Source organism: Streptococcus sp. HMSC072D07 (assembly GCF_001814835.1).
GTDB lineage: Bacteria > Bacillota > Bacilli > Lactobacillales > Streptococcaceae > Streptococcus.
In genome coordinates this window covers 1-19622 of sequence record NZ_KV818066.1, presented here as the reverse complement: position 1 = coordinate 19622, position 19622 = coordinate 1, and the positions used below count along the sequence as shown (strand labels likewise).

Annotated in this window: 19 protein-coding genes and 1 tRNA gene; 15 read left to right on the top strand and 5 right to left on the bottom strand. The window is 35.4% G+C overall.

Annotation, left to right across the window (positions count from 1 at the left end; all coding sequences use genetic code 11):
- Positions 1 to 28: 28 nt before the first annotated feature.
- From comE to rlmH, 5 genes are all read right to left on the bottom strand, one after another.
- Positions 29 to 781, bottom strand: a complete 753-nt coding sequence (gene comE / locus HMPREF2991_RS04960; protein WP_000866079.1) for a competence system response regulator transcription factor ComE — start codon at positions 779 to 781, stop codon at positions 29 to 31.
- On the bottom strand, positions 778 to 2097 hold the full coding sequence (gene comD / locus HMPREF2991_RS04955; RefSeq protein ID WP_000054555.1) for a competence system sensor histidine kinase ComD: 1320 nt from the start codon (positions 2095 to 2097) through the stop codon (positions 778 to 780). The genes comE and comD overlap by 4 nt, the downstream gene beginning before the upstream one ends.
- Before the next feature lie 20 nt (positions 2098 to 2117).
- Positions 2118 to 2243 (bottom strand): competence-stimulating peptide ComC, encoded by a 126-nt coding sequence (gene comC, locus HMPREF2991_RS04950; protein WP_008282505.1) that lies wholly within the window; start codon positions 2241 to 2243, stop codon positions 2118 to 2120.
- A gap of 164 nt (positions 2244 to 2407) precedes the next feature.
- Positions 2408 to 2481 (bottom strand) — tRNA-Arg (locus HMPREF2991_RS04945).
- 43 nt (positions 2482 to 2524) lie between these two features.
- Entirely contained in the window at positions 2525 to 3004 is a 480-nt protein-coding gene (gene rlmH, locus HMPREF2991_RS04940; protein ID WP_070569604.1) for a 23S rRNA (pseudouridine(1915)-N(3))-methyltransferase RlmH, read from the bottom strand.
- Positions 3005 to 3189: 185 nt separating this feature from the next.
- Between rlmH and HMPREF2991_RS04935 the strand changes: the two genes are divergently transcribed.
- The 15 genes from HMPREF2991_RS04935 (at position 3190) to ftsH (ending at position 19549) form a co-directional block, all read left to right on the top strand.
- Positions 3190 to 4386, top strand: a complete 1197-nt coding sequence (locus HMPREF2991_RS04935; RefSeq protein ID WP_070569607.1) for a serine protease HtrA — start codon at positions 3190 to 3192, stop codon at positions 4384 to 4386.
- A 57-nt stretch (positions 4387 to 4443) separates the two neighbouring features.
- Entirely contained in the window at positions 4444 to 5202 is a 759-nt protein-coding gene (locus tag HMPREF2991_RS04930; protein WP_000410363.1) for a ParB/RepB/Spo0J family partition protein, read from the top strand.
- A 216-nt stretch (positions 5203 to 5418) separates the two neighbouring features.
- Complete coding sequence (gene dnaA / locus HMPREF2991_RS04925; protein ID WP_000660625.1) at positions 5419 to 6780, top strand: chromosomal replication initiator protein DnaA; 1362 nt, start codon at positions 5419 to 5421, stop codon at positions 6778 to 6780.
- A gap of 158 nt (positions 6781 to 6938) precedes the next feature.
- Complete coding sequence (dnaN, locus tag HMPREF2991_RS04920) at positions 6939 to 8075, top strand: DNA polymerase III subunit beta (protein ID WP_000581139.1); 1137 nt, start codon at positions 6939 to 6941, stop codon at positions 8073 to 8075.
- Between the two features lie 64 nt (positions 8076 to 8139).
- Positions 8140 to 8334 carry a DUF951 domain-containing protein gene (locus HMPREF2991_RS04915; protein WP_000285180.1) on the top strand — a complete coding sequence of 65 codons (195 nt, stop codon included), beginning with the start codon at positions 8140 to 8142 and terminating at the stop codon, positions 8332 to 8334.
- An 84-nt stretch (positions 8335 to 8418) separates the two neighbouring features.
- Positions 8419 to 9534 carry a redox-regulated ATPase YchF gene (gene ychF / locus HMPREF2991_RS04910; RefSeq protein WP_001218703.1) on the top strand — a complete coding sequence of 372 codons (1116 nt, stop codon included), beginning with the start codon at positions 8419 to 8421 and terminating at the stop codon, positions 9532 to 9534.
- Positions 9535 to 9607: 73 nt separating this feature from the next.
- Entirely contained in the window at positions 9608 to 10177 is a 570-nt protein-coding gene (gene pth, locus HMPREF2991_RS04905) for an aminoacyl-tRNA hydrolase (protein ID WP_000163923.1), read from the top strand.
- Positions 10178 to 13681, top strand: a complete 3504-nt coding sequence (gene mfd, locus HMPREF2991_RS04900; protein ID WP_000258068.1) for a transcription-repair coupling factor — start codon at positions 10178 to 10180, stop codon at positions 13679 to 13681.
- Between the two features lie 57 nt (positions 13682 to 13738).
- Positions 13739 to 14005 carry an RNA-binding S4 domain-containing protein gene (locus HMPREF2991_RS04895; RefSeq protein WP_001234975.1) on the top strand — a complete coding sequence of 89 codons (267 nt, stop codon included), beginning with the start codon at positions 13739 to 13741 and terminating at the stop codon, positions 14003 to 14005.
- On the top strand, positions 13998 to 14366 hold the full coding sequence (locus HMPREF2991_RS04890) for a septum formation initiator family protein (RefSeq protein ID WP_000041922.1): 369 nt from the start codon (positions 13998 to 14000) through the stop codon (positions 14364 to 14366). The genes HMPREF2991_RS04895 and HMPREF2991_RS04890 overlap by 8 nt, the downstream gene beginning before the upstream one ends.
- A gap of 4 nt (positions 14367 to 14370) precedes the next feature.
- Complete coding sequence (locus HMPREF2991_RS11185) at positions 14371 to 14493, top strand: SP_0009 family protein (RefSeq protein WP_000429343.1); 123 nt, start codon at positions 14371 to 14373, stop codon at positions 14491 to 14493.
- Complete coding sequence (locus tag HMPREF2991_RS04880) at positions 14486 to 15754, top strand: serine hydrolase (protein ID WP_070569610.1); 1269 nt, start codon at positions 14486 to 14488, stop codon at positions 15752 to 15754. Before HMPREF2991_RS11185 ends, HMPREF2991_RS04880 begins: the two co-directional genes overlap by 8 nt.
- A complete protein-coding gene (gene tilS / locus HMPREF2991_RS04875; protein WP_042903092.1) occupies positions 15751 to 17028 on the top strand; it encodes a tRNA lysidine(34) synthetase TilS in 1278 nt (425 codons plus the stop codon). Before HMPREF2991_RS04880 ends, tilS begins: the two co-directional genes overlap by 4 nt.
- Positions 17029 to 17032: 4 nt before the next feature.
- Entirely contained in the window at positions 17033 to 17575 is a 543-nt protein-coding gene (gene hpt / locus HMPREF2991_RS04870; protein WP_000889408.1) for a hypoxanthine phosphoribosyltransferase, read from the top strand.
- 15 nt (positions 17576 to 17590) lie between these two features.
- Complete coding sequence (gene ftsH / locus HMPREF2991_RS04865) at positions 17591 to 19549, top strand: ATP-dependent zinc metalloprotease FtsH (RefSeq protein ID WP_042903093.1); 1959 nt, start codon at positions 17591 to 17593, stop codon at positions 19547 to 19549.
- Positions 19550 to 19622: the final 73 nt, after the last annotated feature.

Sequence of the window (19622 nt, the reverse complement as noted above, 5' to 3'; positions counted from 1 at the left end):
ATTATATCAATTTCTTACTAATTGTCAATCACTTTTTAGATTTTTTCTCTAGAATATCTTTTAGTTTGCGGACTTTTAAACGAGTAATTGGACAACGATGATCTTCATAAAAGACAACTTCTAAATTCTTTCGATCAATTTCTCTCACATTTCCCACATTGACAAGGAAAGATTTATGGGAGCAATAAAATCGCTGGGTATGTTTGTCCTTTTCCTGAATATCTGTCATAGTTCCATAGAATTCTTTTGCAAAATTCTTACCAATAATCCGAAGTTTATGAGAAACTCCTGTAGTTTCGATATACAAAATGTCATGGTAAGGAATTTTCAAATCATTTCCTTTATAGTTGTAATCAAAATAGTCTACAACATCTTCGTTTTCAAGCAGCATGCTCTTAGTGTAAAAAATACTCTGCTCGATGCGTTTTTTGAACAATTCATCATTAATATCTTTATCAACAAAATCTAGGGCTGATACCTGGTATTTGTACGTTAAGGTAGCAAATTCAGATCGACTAGTAATAAAGACAATAATAGCATAAGGATTGTGATGACGGATAAATTGAGCCACTTCAAAGCCTTTTTTCTCGATTCCATGAATATCGATATCTAGGAAATAAAGCTGGTTTACTTCATCATTTTCGATATATTCCTTAAACTCACGAACTTTTCCTGTTGTCTTATATGAAATAGGAATATTCGATTCTTCTGAGATTTCATTCAATATTCTCTCTAGTCTCACTTGATGTTCAATAACATCTTCTAAAATTAATACTTTCATTCGAATTCCCTCTTAAATCTAATAATTTGTCTAAATGTGTTGTCTTCCATCTCTGTTTCTAAAATAATGTTGTCATACTTATCTAAAATCTCCTTGACATTATTAAGTCCTAGACCTCTATTTCTTCCCTTGGTAGAGAAACCTAAGGCAAATAAATCCTCTGAAGGCGTCATAGTGATTTTGCATGAATTCTGGATAACTATAACTGTTTCAAAATCCATTTTAATGACTGCAACTTCCATTTGTTTCAAATAACTATCTGCAGCACCTTCAACAGCATTGTTTAATAAAATGCTCATGATACGAACAAGATCAAGTAAATCTATTGACAGTCTAGTAATGATATCCTTTACTTCCAATGTAAACTCTACATCATTTTTTCGTGCATAGACAATCGATTGAGCAATTAAACTTCGTAAAGCAGAATCTTCTATATTATTTAAATCAAAGTAAGTATATTTTTCTGACCTCAATTTCTGATTTGCTTTTACTAAGACTTCATTGTAAACCCTGTTAATTTCTTGTAAATCTCCACTGTCAATCGCCATTTGCATGCTAACAAGCATCCCTGCATAGTCATGACGAAAACCTCGAATTTCATTATACAACTCCACAATTTCATCAGTATAAGTCTGTAAATGCTTTTGTTCAAATTTCTTTTGTTTTAGAGCAATCTCTTTTTCAATTTGAACCTTGTGAGAATTCATTGCAAAGAAAATCAATAACAAGCAAATAAAAACAATGGTTGATAAAATACTTCCGAAGCTATTTAAATGATGAGTTGTACTTACTATATCTGAAATAAACAATAAAATATGCAAACCAAAGAAAGCAACTATTACTTTTTTTAAAAAAGGGTACAGATAATCTTTATCAAAATAAGTAAGTTCTAAATGGAAATAAGTAATAATTTTTTTAATAATAAAATATGTTAGTAATAGTACTCCTAAATAAAACATCACTTCATGTTCTATCACAAAAGCATCACCTGTTATAGAGGATAGGGTTACTGATAAAAAAGTATGTGTACTATGATATAATAAAGACAATAGTAAACTGATAAACATTCCTTTATGCTTATCATACTTCTTTAAAACTACTATAGAAGTATATAGAATAAAAGGAAATATAAACTTTTCAATCCCTAACCCAGCTAATGAAATAAAGTCAAAGAAAAATTCAGCTACAGACTGATATACAAATATACAAGCTATAAATAAATATCTTTCTTTTTTAGTTACTTTACAAATTAATTCATAGCTTATTGTTAAAATAAAAATATGAAGAATAACTATTCCAAATCCTAATAAACTCATCCTATCACCCTATAATATTACTACTTTGTCCTATTTGAAAAAAGATGTTTAAAAAAGTAAGGTAGTCTTTTATCTCCACCTCGAATCTCCTGCAATTCTGCCTCTGTTACTTCTTTAAATTGTTCCAACTTTACTGTATTTTTCATAATGAAATCTCCTGTATTATTTTTTCTTGTAAGTTAACTTACACACCTATTATACAAAATGAAGACCTTGTAAGAAAAAATTCTTCCCAACTGTACATTTTTGCACCTGAAACGCACTTTTTTAAGAAAAAAGCTGGGATAAATCCCAGCTTCGCATCTAAAATTGATCCCAGCAGGATTCGAACCTGCGACCGTTCGCTTAGAAGGCGAATGCTCTATCCAGCTGAGCTATGAGACCTAACATGACCATTCTATCAAAAAACAAGAGCTAAGTCAATCTTCTATTTGTGGTAAGGAGAACCCTGTTGAATTGTAAAAGCACGGTAAATTTGTTCAACTAAAACCAATCTCATTAACTGATGTGGCAATGTTAGACGTCCAAAACTGACAGAAAGATTGGCCCTATTTTTTACAACAGGAGCTAGACCCAAACTTCCTCCAATGATAAAAGTAAGCGTTGAGTATCCTTTTATAGAAGCTTGCTCTAGTTGCTTACTCAATTCCTCTGAGGAGAGTGTTTTTCCTTCAATGGCTAGTACAATGACAAAGTCTCTTTCTCCAATCTTAGAAAGAATTCTTTCACCTTCTGTTTCCAAGATTTTTTGATTTTCTAATTCACTGGCTTTGTCAGGTGTCTTCTCATCAGTGAGCTCAATCATTTCTAATTTGGCAAAACGTGAAATTCGTTTTGTATATTCAGCAATTCCATCTTTAAGGTATTTTTCTTTTAATTTTCCTACTGTTACAATTTTTATTTTCATTCTTCTATTCTATCATATCCACACTTCATTTCACATCTTATACACAAAAAAATCATCAAAAATTACTAGTGAATTCACAGAATAAAGTGAGTTATCCACAACTTGTGTAAAACTTTAAGCTTTTAAGTTTGGATTAAGTTAATAGGTTTATAATCTGTGTAAATAAATAACAAACGGAGGCGTTTATGAAACACTTACAAAAATTTTACAAAAAAGGAGTTAAAGTTCTAATAATCATTCTAATCGGATTTTTAAGTGGTGCCTTAGGAAGTTTCGTAACATTACAACTTTATCAAAAACAAGGAAATCAAGCTACAAATAATAATTCTGGCACTGTCACTCAAACATCCTATAAGAATGAAAATTCAACCACTCAAGCAGTAAATAAAGTTAAGGATGCTGTTGTCTCAATCATTACTTATTCTTCTTCTAGCAGTAGACAAAGTAGTGTATTTAATGCTGACGAAACTAATTCTGATTCAGACAATCAACAAATCGCAAGTGAGGGATCAGGTGTTATCTATAAAAAGGATGATAAAGATGCCTATCTTGTAACTAATACTCACGTTATCAATGGAGCTTCAAAAGTTGATATCCGCTTAGCAGATGGTACTAAGGTTCCTGGTGAAATTGTCGGATCTGATACCTTCTCTGATATTGCTGTCGTTAAAATTTCTTCCGAAAAAGTTACAACAGTCGCAGAATTTGGAGATTCAAGTCAACTTAGTGTTGGAGAAACAGCGATTGCTATCGGTAGTCCTCTAGGTTCAGAATATGCTAATACAGTTACACAGGGGATTATTTCAAGTCTTAATCGAAATGTTTCTCTAAAATCTGAAGATGGTCAAGCTATTTCAACAAAAGCCATTCAAACAGATACAGCCATTAACCCTGGTAACTCTGGTGGTCCACTTGTAAACATTCAAGGACAAGTAATTGGTATTACATCAAGTAAAATTGCAAGTAATGGTGGAACATCTGTAGAAGGTCTTGGTTTTGCAATTCCTTCAAACGATGCACAAAATATCATTAAACAGCTTGAAAGTGATGGTAAAGTAACTCGTCCTGCTCTTGGAATTCAAATGGTTAATCTATCAAATGTTGGAGCTAGTGATCTTAGAAAACTTAACATTCCAAGTGGTCTCACTTCAGGTGTAGTTGTTCGATCTGTTCAAAACAATATGCCAGCAAATGGACATCTTCAAAAATATGATGTCATTACCAAAGTTGATGACAAAGAGATTGCCTCATCAACAGACCTACAACATGCTCTTTACAATCATGCTATCGGAGATACTATCAAAGTAACCTACTACCGTAACGGTAAGGAGGAAACAACCTCAATTAAACTAGATAAGAATTCTAGTGATTTAGAGTCTTAATTGACATCAGTGTAAAGAAAACTTTACAGAAAGTAAAAGATATGTTAGTGTAGAATCATGGAAAAATTTGAAATGATTTCTATCTCTGAAATACAAAAGAATCCTTACCAACCTCGAAAAGAATTTGATGTAGAAAAATTAAAGGAATTGGCTCAGTCAATCAAAGAAAATGGGCTCATCCAACCAATCATCGTTCGTCAATCTCCTGTAATTGGTTATGAAATCCTTGCAGGAGAGAGACGATATCGGGCTTCTCTCTTAGCTGGTCTTACTTCTATTCCAGCCGTTGTAAAGCACCTCTCAGATCAGGAAATGATGATTCAGTCTATCATTGAGAATTTGCAGAGAGAAAATTTAAATCCTGTTGAAGAAGCACGCGCCTACGAATCTTTAGTAGAAAAAGGATTTACTCACACTGAGATAGCAGATAAAATGGGGAAATCTCGTCCTTATATCACTAATTTTATTCGTTTGCTTTCCCTACCAGAATATATCTTAACTGAAGTAGAAAATGGAAAAATTTCTCAAGCGCATGCACGTTCACTAGTTGGTTTGGACAAAGAGCAGCAAGACTATTTCTTCCAACTAATTAAAAATGAAGACATCTCTGTGAGAAAGCTAGAATCACTTCTTACAGAGAAAAAACACAAGAAGCAACTAAAAAATGATTCTTTCATCAAAGACGAAGAAGATAAATTAAAAAAACTACTCGGTTTAAGTGTAGAAATTAAACTTTCAAAAAAAGATACTGGAAAGATTATTATCTCCTTTTCAAGTCAAGAAGAATACGATAGAATTATTAACAGCCTGAAATAAGGCTGTTCTTTTATTTTCTCAACTCACAAATTTATCCACCAATTTTTTTATCAAAAAGCCTACTAAATCAAGGATTTTCTTATTTATCCCCAACCTGTGGATAAATACTGCTAACATTGTGGATTCTTTTCCCCAATCTGTGGAAAAATCCTATTATCTATGGTAAAATAAGTCTAGCACTAAACTACTAAAATCATAGTAAAGGAGGAAAATTAGTTGAAAGAAAAGCAATTTTGGAATCGTATTTTAGAATTTGCTCAAGAAAGATTGACTCGATCTATGTATGATTTCTATGCTACACCTGCTGAACTCATCAAAGTAGAAGAAAATACAGCTACTATATTTCTACCGAGATCAGAGATGGAAATGGTGTGGGAAAAGCAATTAAAAGATATTATCATTGCTGCTGGTTTTGAAATTTATGATTCTGAAATCAAACCTCACTATATTTTCACTAAACCTCAGAGTACAGAATCTCCTCAAGTAAATGATACGAATAGTGTCTCTACTTACGATTACACACCTGCACTACCAACGATTCCCTATTCCGAAACAGGGTTAAAAGAAAAATATACCTTTGATAACTTTATTCAAGGTGATGGTAATGTTTGGGCGGTGTCTGCTGCACTAGCTGTATCTGAAGATTTAGCTCTGACTTATAATCCTCTTTTCATCTATGGAGGACCTGGTCTTGGAAAGACTCACTTACTCAATGCGATTGGAAATGAGATTTTGAAAAATATTCCTGATGCGCGTGTCAAGTACATTCCTGCCGAAAGCTTTATCAATGACTTTCTTGAACACTTGCGACTTGGGGAAATGGAAAAGTTCAAAAAGACTTACCGTAGCCTTGATCTCTTATTGATCGATGATATCCAATCTCTCAGTGGCAAAAAAGTCGCGACCCAGGAAGAATTTTTCAATACCTTCAATGCTCTTCATGATAAACAGAAACAGATTGTCCTAACCAGTGATCGAAGTCCTAAACACCTAGAAGGCCTTGAGGAAAGACTTGTTACACGCTTTAGCTGGGGATTGACGCAAAATATCACCCCTCCTGACTTTGAGACACGTATCGCCATTCTTCAAAGTAAAACAGAGCACTTGGATTACCATTTCCAAAGTGATACTCTAGAATACTTGGCTGGCCAATTTGATTCAAATGTTCGAGAATTGGAAGGAGCAATCAACGATATCACTTTAATTGCCAGAGTGAAGAAGATTAAGGATATTACTATTGATATTGCTGCGGAAGCTATTAGAGCACGTAAGCAAGACGCCCGCCAGATACTTGTTATTCCAATTGAGAAAATCCAAACTGAAGTTGGTAATTTTTATGGAGTGAGTGTCAAAGAAATGAAGGGGACGAGACGAGTTCAAAACATCGTTTTAGCACGTCAAGTTGCCATGTATCTAGCTAGAGAACTGACAGATAACAGTCTTCCAAAAATCGGAAAAGAATTTGGTGGAAAGGATCACACCACCGTGATTCATGCCCATGCTAAAATCAAATCATTGATTGACGAAGACGATAATTTACGTTTAGAAATAGAAGCAATCAAAAAGAAAATTAAGTAGCTTGTGGATAACTTTTCCTTTCTTATCTTTTTTATCCACATTTTTTAAACAAGCTTAGAAGCTTAAGTTTACTAAATAGCACCCAGTTTTCCACAAAATTCACACATACTATTATTACTATTAACTTTCTAATACTAAAAATAAATAAAGGAGAATCCATGATTCATTTTTCAATTAATAAAAATTTATTTCTACAAGCTTTAAATACCACAAAACGAGCAATTAGCTCAAAAAATGCTATTCCGATTTTATCGACAATCAAAATTGATATTAGCAATGAAGGAATTACTTTAATTGGATCAAATGGTCAAATTTCTATTGAAAATTTCATTTCTCAAAAAAATGAAGATGCTGGTCTTTTGATTACTTCTTTAGGTTCGATTCTTCTAGAAGCTTCTTTCTTTATCAATGTTGTATCTAGTCTTCCAGATGTAACGCTTGATTTCAAAGAAATTGAACAAAAACAAATTGTCTTAACAAGTGGTAAATCAGAAATTACCCTAAAAGGAAAAGATAGCGAACAGTACCCACGAATCCAAGAAATTTCAGCAAGCACACCTTTGGTTCTTGAAACCAAACTACTCAAGAAAATTATCAATGAAACAGCTTTTGCTGCAAGTACGCAAGAGAGTCGTCCCATCTTAACAGGTGTTCATTTTGTATTGAGCCAACATAAGGAACTAAAAACAGTTGCAACAGACTCACACCGCCTTAGCCAGAAGAAATTGACTCTTGAAAAAAATGGAGATGATTTCGATGTGGTGATTCCTAGCCGCTCTCTACGCGAATTTTCAGCGGTATTTACAGATGATATTGAAACTGTAGAGATTTTCTTTGCAAATAATCAAATCCTCTTTAGAAGCGAAAATATTAGCTTCTACACTCGTCTCCTAGAAGGAAACTATCCTGATACAGATCGTTTGATTCCAACAGACTTTAATACTACAATTACTTTTGATGTGGTTAATTTGCGTCAATCTATGGAGCGTGCACGTCTCTTATCAAGTGCGACTCAAAACGGTACTGTGAAGCTTGAAATTAAAGGTGGGGTTGTTAGCGCCCATGTTCACTCTCCAGAAGTTGGTAAAGTAAACGAAGAAATCGATACAGAGCAGGTGACCGGGGATGATTTAACTATTAGTTTTAACCCAACTTACTTGATTGATTCCCTCAAGGCTTTAAATAGCGAAAAGGTTACTATTAGCTTTATCTCATCAGTTCGTCCATTTACTCTTGTGCCAGCAGATACTGACGAAGATTTCATGCAGCTTATCACACCAGTTCGAACAAATTAAGTGAAAGAGGTTGAGCCTAGCTCGCCTCTTTTATGATATAATCAAAAAAGAAAAGGAGAGTAGTATGTATCAAGTTGGAAATTTTGTTGAGATGAAAAAACCACATGCTTGTACAATTAAATCAACAGGTAAAAAGGCCAATCGTTGGGAAATTACACGCATAGGGGCAGATATCAAAATCAAATGTAGCAATTGTGACCACCTTGTTATGATGAGTCGCTATGATTTTGAACGAAAAATGAATAAGATTATTGACTAAGAACCCTTAGTTAGAGGGTTAGCAAGTTTTCCCTTTTTGTGTTATAATGTTAGGGATTGAAATGAGAACGGAGAATGAGAAACTATGGCTTTAACAGCAGGTATCGTTGGTTTGCCAAACGTTGGGAAATCAACCCTTTTTAATGCAATTACAAAAGCAGGAGCAGAGGCGGCAAACTACCCATTTGCGACTATTGATCCAAACGTTGGGATGGTGGAAGTTCCAGATGAACGCCTACAAAAACTAACGGAAATGATTACTCCTAAAAAGACAGTTCCAACAACCTTTGAGTTTACAGATATTGCAGGGATTGTAAAAGGAGCTTCAAAAGGAGAAGGTCTAGGGAATAAATTCTTGGCCAATATCCGTGAAGTAGATGCGATTGTTCACGTTGTACGTGCTTTTGATGATGAAAATGTTATGCGCGAGCAAGGACGTGAAGACGCCTTTGTGGATCCACTTGCAGATATTGATACCATTAACCTAGAGTTGATTCTTGCTGACTTAGAATCAGTTAATAAACGCTATGCGCGTGTAGAAAAGATGGCACGTACGCAAAAAGATAAGGAATCTGTGGCAGAGTTTAACGTCCTTCAAAAAATTAAACCAGTCCTTGAAGATGGAAAATCAGCACGTACCATTGAATTCACAGATGAAGAGCAAAAAGTAGTCAAAGGTCTCTTCCTTTTAACCACTAAACCAGTTCTTTATGTTGCTAATGTGGATGAGGATGTAGTTTCAGATCCAGATTCTATCGAATATGTGAAGCAAATTCGTGAATTCGCAGCGACAGAAAATGCAGAGGTAGTAGTTATTTCTGCGCGTGCTGAGGAAGAAATTTCTGAGTTAGATGATGAAGATAAGCAAGAGTTTCTTGAAGCACTTGGCTTGACAGAATCAGGTGTTGACAAGTTGACTCGTGCAGCCTATCACTTGCTTGGGCTTGGAACTTACTTCACAGCTGGTGAAAAAGAAGTCCGTGCTTGGACCTTTAAGCGAGGGATGAAAGCTCCTCAAGTAGCTGGTATTATCCACTCAGACTTTGAAAAAGGCTTTATTCGTGCAGTAACAATGTCATATGAGGATCTAGTGAAATATGGATCTGAAAAGGCTGTAAAAGAAGCTGGACGCTTGCGTGAAGAAGGAAAAGAATATATCGTTCAAGATGGCGATATCATGGAATTCCGCTTTAACGTTTAATAACATTTAATAAATAGTGTCAATTAGGTTGGAAAAAAATTCCAACCCTTTTGGCTTTTGAAAGGAAAAATAAATGACTAAATTACTTGTTGGATTAGGAAATCCAGGGGATAAATATTTTGAGACCAAGCACAACGTTGGATTTATGTTGATTGACCAATTGGCCAAAAAACAAAATGTTACCTTTACACATGACAAGATATTTCAAGCTGACCTAGCTTCTTTTTTCTTCAATGGAGAAAAAATTTATCTGGTCAAACCAACAACATTTATGAATGAAAGTGGAAAAGCGGTTCATGCTTTATTGACTTACTATGGTTTGGATATTGAAGATTTACTCGTTATTTACGACGACCTTGACATGGAAGTCGGGAAAATTCGTTTAAGAGCAAAGGGATCAGCGGGTGGTCATAATGGTATCAAGTCTATTATTCAACATATTGGAACTCAAGTATTTAACCGTGTTAAAATAGGTATTGGAAGACCTAAAAAAGGCATGTCGGTTGTTAATCATGTTTTAAGTAAGTTTGAACAGGATGACTATGTGGGTATTTTACAGTCTATTGACAAGGTTGACGATGCTGTAAACTACTATTTACAAGAGAAAAACTTTGAGAAAACAATGCAGAGGTATAATGGTTAAATGGTGACTTTATTAGATTTATTCTCAGAAAATGATCAGATAAAAAAATGGCATCAAAATCTGATAGATAAGAAAAGACAACTAATACTTGGTTTATCAACGTCTACCAAGGCTCTTGCAATTGCAAGCAGCCTAGAAAAAGAAAATAAGATTGTGTTACTGACTTCAACTTATGGAGAAGCAGAACGAATTATCAGTGATCTTCTTTCTCTCTTAGGAGAGGAACTTGTCTATCCTTTTTTGGTCGATGATTCTCCTATGGTAGAGTTTTTGATGTCTTCGCAAGAAAAAATCATTTCGCGGGTTGAAGCCTTGCGTTTTTTGAATGATCCATCTAAGAAAGGGGTTTTAGTTTGTAATATTGCAGCGAGTCGGTTAATTTTACCCTCTCCGACTAGATTTAAAGAAAGTACTATAAAAATTGCAGTCGGTGAAGAATATGACCAACACGAGCTACTTCACCGGTTAAAGGAAATTGGATATCGAAAAGTTACTCAAGTACAGACACAAGGTGAGTTTAGTATTCGAGGAGACATTTTAGATATTTTTGAGATGTCTCAGTTAGAACCTTTCCGAATCGAGTTTTTTGGCGATGAAGTAGATGGTATTCGTACTTTTGAAGTCGAAACACAATTATCGAAAGAAAATCAGACAAACCTCACTATCTTTCCAGCTAGCGACATACTTTTGAGAGAAAAAGATTATCAACGAGGACAGTCAGCTTTAGAAAAGCAAATTTCAAAGACTCTATCACCAATTTTAAAATCATATTTGGAAGATATTTTGTCAAGTTTTCATCAAAAACAAGTACATTCAGATAGTCGAAAGTTTTTGTCCTTATGTTACGATAAAGCATGGACTGTATTTGATTATATTGAAAAAGATACACCAGTATTCTTTGATGACTATCAAAAATTGATGAATCAGTATGAAGCCTTTGAAAGAGAATTAGCACAATACTTTACAGAAGATTTACAGAATGGTAAATCATTTTCCGAGATGCAGTATTTTGCAGATACAGAGCAAACCTATAAAAAACAAAGTCCAGTTACCTTTTTCTCTAATCTGCAAAAGGGCTTAGGAAACCTCAAGTTTGATCACATTTATCAATTTAATCAATACCCAATGCAAGAGTTTTTCAATCAATTTTCATTTTTAAAAGAAGAAATTGAGCGATACAAAAAAATGGACTACACTATTGTTTTGCAGTCTAGCAATTCAATGGGAAGTAAAACATTGGAGGATGTTTTAGAGGAATATCAGATCAAATTGGATTCCAAAGATAAGTCAAGTATCTGTAAAGAATCTGTAAACTTGATTGAGGGTAATCTAAGACATGGTTTTCATTTTGTAGATGAAAAAATTCTCTTGATTACTGAACATGAGATTTTTCAAAAGAAATTAAAACATCGTTTTCGAAGACAACATGCTTCAAACGCAGAGCGATTAAAAGATTATAATGAACTTGAAAAAGGGGATTATGTTGTTCACCATATCCATGGAATTGGTCAATATCTAGGAATCGAAACAATTGAAATCCAAGGCATTCACCGTGATTATGTCAGTGTACAGTATCAAAATGGTGACCAAATCTCCATCCCAGTAGAGCAGGTTCAGTTACTGTCCAAATATGTTTCAAGTGATGGGAAACCTCCTAAACTCAATAAATTAAATGACGGTCATTTCAAAAAGGCCAAGCAAAAAGTTAAGAACCAGGTAGAGGATATAGCTGACGATTTAATTAAACTGTATTCTGAGCGTAGTCAGTTGAAGGGTTTTGCTTTCTCAGCTGATGATGAAGATCAACATGCTTTTGATGATGCCTTCCCTTATGTTGAAACGGATGATCAACTTCGTAGTATTGAGGAAATCAAGAGAGATATGCAGGATTCTCACCCCATGGATCGACTTTTGGTTGGAGATGTTGGTTTTGGGAAGACTGAAGTAGCAATGCGTGCTGCTTTTAAGGCAGTCAATGATCACAAACAGGTGGTCGTTCTAGTTCCAACGACGGTTTTAGCGCAACAGCACTATACGAATTTTAAGGAACGATTCCAAAATTTTGCTGTTAATATTGATGTGTTGAGTCGCTTTAGAAGTAAAAAAGAGCAGGCAGAAACACTTGAAAAACTAAAGAATGGTCAAGTCGATATTTTGATTGGAACGCATCGTGTTTTGTCAAAAGATGTTGTGTTTTCAGATTTGGGATTGATGATTATTGATGAGGAACAACGATTTGGTGTCAAGCATAAGGAAACTTTGAAAGAACTGAAAAAACAAGTAGATGTTCTAACCTTGACAGCAACGCCAATTCCTCGTACTCTCCACATGTCTATGCTGGGAATCCGAGATTTGTCTGTTATTGAAACTCCTCCAACCAATCGCTATCCTGTTCAAACCTATGTATTAGAGAAGAATGATAGTGTCATTCGTGATGCTGTCTTGCGTGAAATGGAGCGTGGAGGTCAAATTTACTATCTTTACAATAAGGTTGACACGATTGACCAGAAGGTTTCGGAATTACAGGAGTTGATTCCAGAGGCTTCGATTGGGTATGTTCATGGACAAATGAGTGAAATTCAGTTGGAAAACACTCTACTGGACTTTATTGAAGGTCAGTATGATATTTTGGTGACGACTACTATTATTGAGACAGGGGTAGATATTCCAAATGCCAATACCTTATTTATTGAAAATGCAGACCATATGGGTTTGTCAACCTTGTATCAATTAAGAGGAAGAGTCGGTCGTAGTAATCGTATTGCTTATGCCTATCTCATGTATCGTCCAGAAAAATCAATCAGTGAAGTCTCTGAAAAGAGATTAGAAGCAATTAAGGGATTTACAGAATTAGGCTCAGGATTTAAGATTGCGATGCGAGATCTTTCGATTCGTGGAGCAGGAAATCTCCTAGGAAAATCGCAGTCTGGTTTCATTGATTCTGTTGGTTTTGAATTGTATTCACAGTTATTAGAGGAAGCTATTGCTAAACGGAACGGTAATGGGAATAAAAGAATCAAAGGAAATGCTGAGTTGATTTTACAAATTGATGCTTATCTTCCTGATACTTATATTTCTGACCAACGACATAAGATTGAAATTTACAAGAAAATTCGTCAAATTGACAATCGTGTCAACTATGAAGAACTACAAGAAGAGTTGATGGACCGCTTTGGAGAATACCCAGACGTAGTAGCATACCTTTTAGAGATTGGTTTGGTTAAGTCATATTTTGACAAGGTATTTGTAGAACGTGTGGAAAGAAAAGAAAATAAGATTACAGTTCAATTTGAAAAAGTCACTCAACGACTATTCTTGGCTCAAGATTATTTTAAAGCCTTATCTGCAACGAACTTAAAAGCAGCTATAGCTGAGAATAAGGGATTAATGGAAGTTGTATTTGATGTCCGAAACAAGAAGGATTATGAAATTTTAGAAGGTTTGCTGATTTTTGGAGAAAGTTTATTAGAGATAAAAGAATCAAAGGAAGCAAATCCCATTTAACATTTTTCTTCTATAAAAAGGATAAAAATGGTACAATAATAATTTGAGGTAATAAAAATGAGATTAGACAAGTATTTAAAAGTATCACGAATTATTAAGCGCCGCACAGTCGCAAAAGAAGTAGCAGATAAAGGTAGAATCAAGGTGAATGGAATCTTGGCCAAAAGTTCAACGGATTTGAAAGTTGATGACCAAGTTGAAATTCGCTTTGGAAATAAGTTGTTGCTTGTTAAAGTACTAGAAATGAAAGATAGTACAAAAAAAGAAGACGCAGCAGGCATGTATGAAATTCTCAGTGAAACACGGGTAGAAGAAAATGTCTAAAAATATTGTACAGATGAATAATTCTTTTATTCAAAATGAACATCAACGTCGTCGTTACCTGATGAAGGAGAGACAAAAACGAAATCGTTTTATGGGTTGGGTCCTTATTTTGATGATCTTGTTGTTTATTTTACCAACTTATAACTTGGCTCAAAGCTATGATCAGTTACTACAACGCCGTCAGCAATTGACAGAGTTGAAAGAGCAGTACCAAACTCTTAGTGATGAAAAGGATAAGGAATCCGCCTTTGCTGCAAAGTTGAAAGATGAAGACTATGTAGCAAAATATGCACGCGCCAAGTACTATTACTCAAAGAAACGAGAAGCAATTTACACAATTCCTGATTTGCTTCCGAGGTAATGTCATGGAAAATTTATTGGAAGTTGTTGAGCAATTTTTAAGTTTATCAGATGAAAAATTAGAGGAATTGGCAGCTAAAAACCATTTATTACGATTACAAGAAGAAAGGGAAGAGAAGAATGCGTAAGTTCTTAGTAGTTTTATTGCTACCTGCTTTTATCATAACCTCAAGAGTAGTTAGCACAGAAAAACAGCTTCCTTACTCTTCGCAAGAAATTTATTATCTAACTGAGTCTGATTATGGATTCTACTATAAAGAAACTCTGGAATCCCCAATGGTATATGGAGAAACAGCCGTCTATGCTAATGAGGATCTTGTTAAGGAGTCTGGTAAATTGACTCCTGGAACCACCTTTAAAATAGTAGAATGGCGTTTGAATAGACAAGGTGTTCCTGTTTTTAAATTAGATAATCACCAGTTTATCCTTGCAGATAAGCGGTTGGTCTATGATCAAAGTCAAGTTCAAACTCAAAATAGACAAGTATGGTTGGAGCAGGGGTTTGTTATCTATAACAGTCCCTATGATGCGAAAGAAATTTCTTCAACCCTCTCTCCCTATCAACGCGTAACGGTGGATAGAGCTCTCTTTGCTGAGGGACAAGAATTTCTTCATATCAATCAAGTTGGGTGGGTATCAAAAGAGTTCACCTCAGAAGAAGACAATCGCATCCAGAAGGTTCAAGAAGTTTTATCAAACAACTATCAGAATGAAAATTATTCTATTTATGTTAAACAACTGAGTACAGGTAAAGAGGCTGGGGTGAATGAAGACAGCAAACTTTATGCAGCTAGCATCTTGAAACTAGCCTACCTTTATTACGCTCAAGATAAGATAAATCAAGGGGAATATACGCTAGACAGTAGCTTCAAGTATATCCCAGAAGTAAATAGTTTCCCTGGGTCCTATAAACCAGAAGGTAGTGGTAGCTTACCTAAAAAAGAAGATAACAAAGAATACAGTCTTCAACAGTTAATTACCAAGGTAACAAAAGAGTCTGATAATGTTGCTCATAATATTTTAGGTTATTACGTGACCAATCAATCTGACGGGGCTTTTAAAGAAAAAATGTCCACCATTATGGGCGAAGATTGGGATGTGAATGATAAACTGACTTCTTCAAAAATGGCTGGAAAAGTCATGGAAGCTATTTATAATCAGAATGGTTTTGTCCTAGAGTCTCTAGGTAAGACTGATTTTGACAACCAAAGAATCGCAAAAGGTGTTTCGGTTAAGGTAGCTCATAAAATTGGAGATGCCGATGAGTTTAAACATGACACTGCCATTGTTTATACGGATTCTCCTTTCGTTCTTTCCATTTTCACCAAAAATTCTGATTATGATACTATTGCTAAGATAGCCAAGGATGTCTATGAGGTTCTAAAATGAGGGACCAGGATTTTTTAAATCATTTTCTCCGAAAAGAGTATTTCAAAAAACATTCTAAAGTCGTATTAGCTTTGTCTGGCGGACTGGACTCAATGTTTTTATTCCAGCTATTGTCTACTTATCAAAATGAGTTAGAAATTGAGTTGATTTTAGCACATGTCAATCACAAGCAGAGAAGGGAATCTGACTGGGAGGAAAATGAACTAAGGAAGTTAGCTGATGCAGCTGAACTTCCTATTTATATCACAAGCTTCTTAGGAGACTTTTCAGAAGCGCGTGCTCGAGAGTTTCGTTATGATTTTTTTAGGAAAATCATGAAAGAGATTGGAGCGACTGCCTTGGTTACTGCCCACCATGCAGATGATCAAGTTGAAACGATTTTGATGCGCTTGATTCGAGGAAGTCGGCTCCGTTATTTAACAGGAATAAAAGAAAGCCAAGTAGTTGATGGAATTGAAATCATTCGTCCCTTGTTGCATTTTCATAAAAAGGATTTTCCACCAATTGTTCATTTTGAAGATCAAACAAATCAGGAAAATACCTATTTTCGCAATCGCATTCGGAATAGGTATTTACCAGAGCTTGAAAAAGAAAATCCTCGTCTTAAATCCGCCCTTTTAGATTTAGGAAGGGAAATTTCAGATTACCAAGCAACAATAACGGAACTTTCGAAACAAATTGATGTGGAAGATTTGAATGAGCTATTTTCATACTCTCAACAAACTCAAGGAATCTTGCTCCAAAACTATCTTAATCAATTTCCAGACTTAAATCTGACAAAGGCTCAGTTTGCTGAAGTTCGACAGATTTTAGCAACGAAAAGTCAGTATCGTCATTCTCTTAAAAATGGCTACGAATTGATAAAAGAGTATCAACGGTTTCAAATTTGTAAAATCAGTCCTCAGGCCGATGAAAAGGAAGATGAACTTGTGTTACACTATCAAAATCAAGTTCGATATAAGGGCTATTTATTTTCCTTTGGCATTCCTATTGAAGGGGATTTTGTTCAAAAAGTAACGGTTTCACGGGAAACATCTGTATATATTAGATGTCGAAAACCTGGCGATATTATTAGGCTGAATGGTTATCGAAAGAAACTGAGACGCTTATTTATAGATTTAAAAATCCCTATTGAAAAACGAAAAACAACCCCTATTATTGAGCAATTTGGAGAAATTGTCTCAATTTCAGGAATTGCGACCAGTGATTTGAGTAAAAACACGAAAAATGATATAATGAACACTGTAATTTATATAGAAAAAATAGATAGGTAAAAAGATGTTAGAACACGATATTAAAAAAATCCTCGTTTCACATGATGAAATTACAGAAGCGGCTAAAAAGCTAGGTGAACAATTAACCAAAGACTATGAGGGGAAAAATCCAATTCTTATTGGAATTTTGAAAGGATCGATTCCTTTTATGGCTGAATTGGTTAAACATATTGATACGCATATTGAGATGGATTTCATGATGGTATCTAGTTACCATGGTGGAACAGCAAGTAGTGGTGTCATCAATATCAAGCAAGACGTGACGCAAGATATCAAAGGAAGACATGTTTTATTTGTAGAGGATATCATCGATACAGGTCAAACCTTGAAGAATTTGCGAGATATGTTTATTGCAAGAGAAGCAGCTTCTGTTAAAATCGCGACTTTGTTGGACAAACCAGAGGGACGCGTTGTTGAAATTGAAGCGGATTACACTTGCTTTACTATTCCAAATGAGTTTGTAGTAGGTTATGGTTTGGACTATAAAGAAAATTATCGTAACCTTCCTTATGTCGGAGTTTTGAAAGAAGAAGTTTATTCAAATTAGAAAGATCTATCTTTAATGAAAAAACAAAATAATGGTTTAGTTAGAAATCCATTTCTATACTTGTTAATTATCTTCTTCCTAGTGACAGGATTCCAGTATTTTTACTCTGGAAATACTGCTGGGCGAAGCGAAAAAATTAACTATACAGAATTGGTAAAAGAAATTACAGCAGACAATGTAAAAGAATTAACCTATCAGCCAAATGGCAGCATCATTGAAGTGTCTGGTGTTTATAAAAATCCTAAGACTAGTAAAGAAGAAACAGGAATTCAATTTTTCACTCCTACAGCTACAACAGTAGAAAGATTCTCAAGTACTATTCTTCCGTCTGATTCAACAGTTTCAGAATTGCAAAAACTTGCTTCTGAACATCAGGCAGAAGTAACAGTCAAACATGAGAGTTCAAGCGGTATGTGGATCAATATCCTTGTCTCTGTTGTGCCATTTGCTATTCTTTTCTTCTTCCTATTCTCTATGATGGGAAATATGGGAGGGAATAGTGGCCGAAATCCAATGAGTTTTGGACGTAGCAAGGCCAAAGCTGCAAACAAAGAAGATATCAAGGTACGATTCTCAGATGTTGCTGGTGCCGAGGAAGAAAAACAAGAATTAGTAGAAGTTGTTGAATTCCTAAAAGATCCAAAACGATTTACCAAACTTGGTGCGCGTATTCCTGCAGGTGTTCTTTTAGAGGGACCTCCGGGAACAGGTAAGACCTTACTTGCTAAGGCGGTTGCTGGAGAAGCAGGAGTTCCATTCTTTAGCATCTCAGGATCGGACTTTGTAGAAATGTTTGTCGGAGTTGGGGCTAGCCGAGTTCGTTCACTTTTTGAGGATGCAAAAAAAGCAGCGCCAGCCATCATCTTTATCGATGAAATTGATGCCGTTGGTCGCCAACGTGGTGTCGGTCTTGGTGGAGGTAATGATGAACGTGAACAAACCTTGAACCAACTCTTGATTGAGATGGATGGTTTTGAGGGAAATGAAGGAATTATTGTTATCGCTGCGACGAACCGTTCAGATGTTCTAGATCCAGCTCTTCTCCGTCCAGGACGTTTTGATAGAAAAGTCTTAGTTGGTCGCCCTGATGTTAAAGGTCGTGAAGCAATCTTGAAAGTTCACGCTAAAAATAAACCTCTGGCAGACGATGTGGATTTGAAACTAGTTGCCCAACAAACTCCAGGTTTTGTGGGAGCTGACTTGGAAAATGTTCTAAATGAGGCAGCCTTGGTTGCAGCCCGTCGCAACAAGTCAGTCATTGATGCTTCAGATATTGATGAGGCAGAAGACAGAGTGATTGCTGGACCATCTAAGAAGGATAAAACAGTATCACAAAGAGAACGGGAATTGGTTGCTTATCATGAGGCTGGACATACTATTGTTGGTTTAGTCTTGTCAAATGCCCGTGTTGTTCATAAAGTTACCATTGTACCACGTGGACGTGCAGGTGGTTACATGATTGCGCTTCCGAAAGAGGATCAAATGCTTCTATCTAAGGAAGACATGAAAGAACAATTAGCAGGTTTGATGGGTGGTCGTGTAGCTGAAGAGATTATCTTTAATGTCCAAACGACAGGAGCTTCAAATGACTTTGAACAAGCTACACAGATGGCGCGTGCAATGGTCACTGAATACGGTATGAGTGAAAAACTTGGCCCAGTTCAATACGAAGGTAATCATGCTATGTTTGGTGCACAAAGTCCTCAAAAATCAATTTCAGAACAAACAGCCTATGAGATTGACGAGGAAGTTCGTTCATTATTAAATGAGGCACGAAACAAAGCAGCTGAAATCATCCAATCAAATCGTGAAACTCATAAGTTGATTGCAGAAGCATTGTTGAAATACGAAACATTAGATAGTACACAGATTAAATCTCTTTACGAAACAGGGAAAATGCCTGAGACAGTAGAAGAGGAATCCCATGCACTATCTTATGATGAAGTAAAATCAAAAATGAGTGAAGAAAAATAAATTTAGAGAGGTTCAACCTCTCTTTTATGTTCTAATGTGATGGCTACCGAGCAGATGCCTTGATAGTCGATCC

Bases quoted from the DNA above. Each gene is read 5' to 3' on its own strand.
- dnaN (WP_000581139.1), top strand. From the start codon at position 6,939: ATGATTCATTTTTCAATTAATAAAAATTTATTTCTACAAGCTTTAAAT.
- tilS (WP_042903092.1), top strand. From the start codon at position 15,751: ATGAGGGACCAGGATTTTTTAAATCATTTTCTCCGAAAAGAGTATTTC.
- comE (WP_000866079.1), bottom strand. From the start codon at position 781: ATGAAAGTATTAATTTTAGAAGATGTTATTGAACATCAAGTGAGACTA.
- HMPREF2991_RS04930 (WP_000410363.1), top strand. From the start codon at position 4,444: ATGGAAAAATTTGAAATGATTTCTATCTCTGAAATACAAAAGAATCCT.
- HMPREF2991_RS11185 (WP_000429343.1), top strand. From the start codon at position 14,371: ATGGAAAATTTATTGGAAGTTGTTGAGCAATTTTTAAGTTTATCAGAT.
- HMPREF2991_RS04935 (WP_070569607.1), top strand. From the start codon at position 3,190: ATGAAACACTTACAAAAATTTTACAAAAAAGGAGTTAAAGTTCTAATA.
- rlmH (WP_070569604.1), bottom strand. From the start codon at position 3,004: ATGAAAATAAAAATTGTAACAGTAGGAAAATTAAAAGAAAAATACCTT.
- comD (WP_000054555.1), bottom strand. From the start codon at position 2,097: ATGAGTTTATTAGGATTTGGAATAGTTATTCTTCATATTTTTATTTTA.
- pth (WP_000163923.1), top strand. From the start codon at position 9,608: ATGACTAAATTACTTGTTGGATTAGGAAATCCAGGGGATAAATATTTT.
- mfd (WP_000258068.1), top strand. From the start codon at position 10,178: ATGGTGACTTTATTAGATTTATTCTCAGAAAATGATCAGATAAAAAAA.
- ychF (WP_001218703.1), top strand. From the start codon at position 8,419: ATGGCTTTAACAGCAGGTATCGTTGGTTTGCCAAACGTTGGGAAATCA.
- HMPREF2991_RS04895 (WP_001234975.1), top strand. From the start codon at position 13,739: ATGAGATTAGACAAGTATTTAAAAGTATCACGAATTATTAAGCGCCGC.
- HMPREF2991_RS04890 (WP_000041922.1), top strand. From the start codon at position 13,998: ATGTCTAAAAATATTGTACAGATGAATAATTCTTTTATTCAAAATGAA.
- ftsH (WP_042903093.1), top strand. From the start codon at position 17,591: ATGAAAAAACAAAATAATGGTTTAGTTAGAAATCCATTTCTATACTTG.
- comC (WP_008282505.1), bottom strand. From the start codon at position 2,243: ATGAAAAATACAGTAAAGTTGGAACAATTTAAAGAAGTAACAGAGGCA.
- HMPREF2991_RS04880 (WP_070569610.1), top strand. From the start codon at position 14,486: ATGCGTAAGTTCTTAGTAGTTTTATTGCTACCTGCTTTTATCATAACC.
- hpt (WP_000889408.1), top strand. From the start codon at position 17,033: ATGTTAGAACACGATATTAAAAAAATCCTCGTTTCACATGATGAAATT.
- HMPREF2991_RS04915 (WP_000285180.1), top strand. From the start codon at position 8,140: ATGTATCAAGTTGGAAATTTTGTTGAGATGAAAAAACCACATGCTTGT.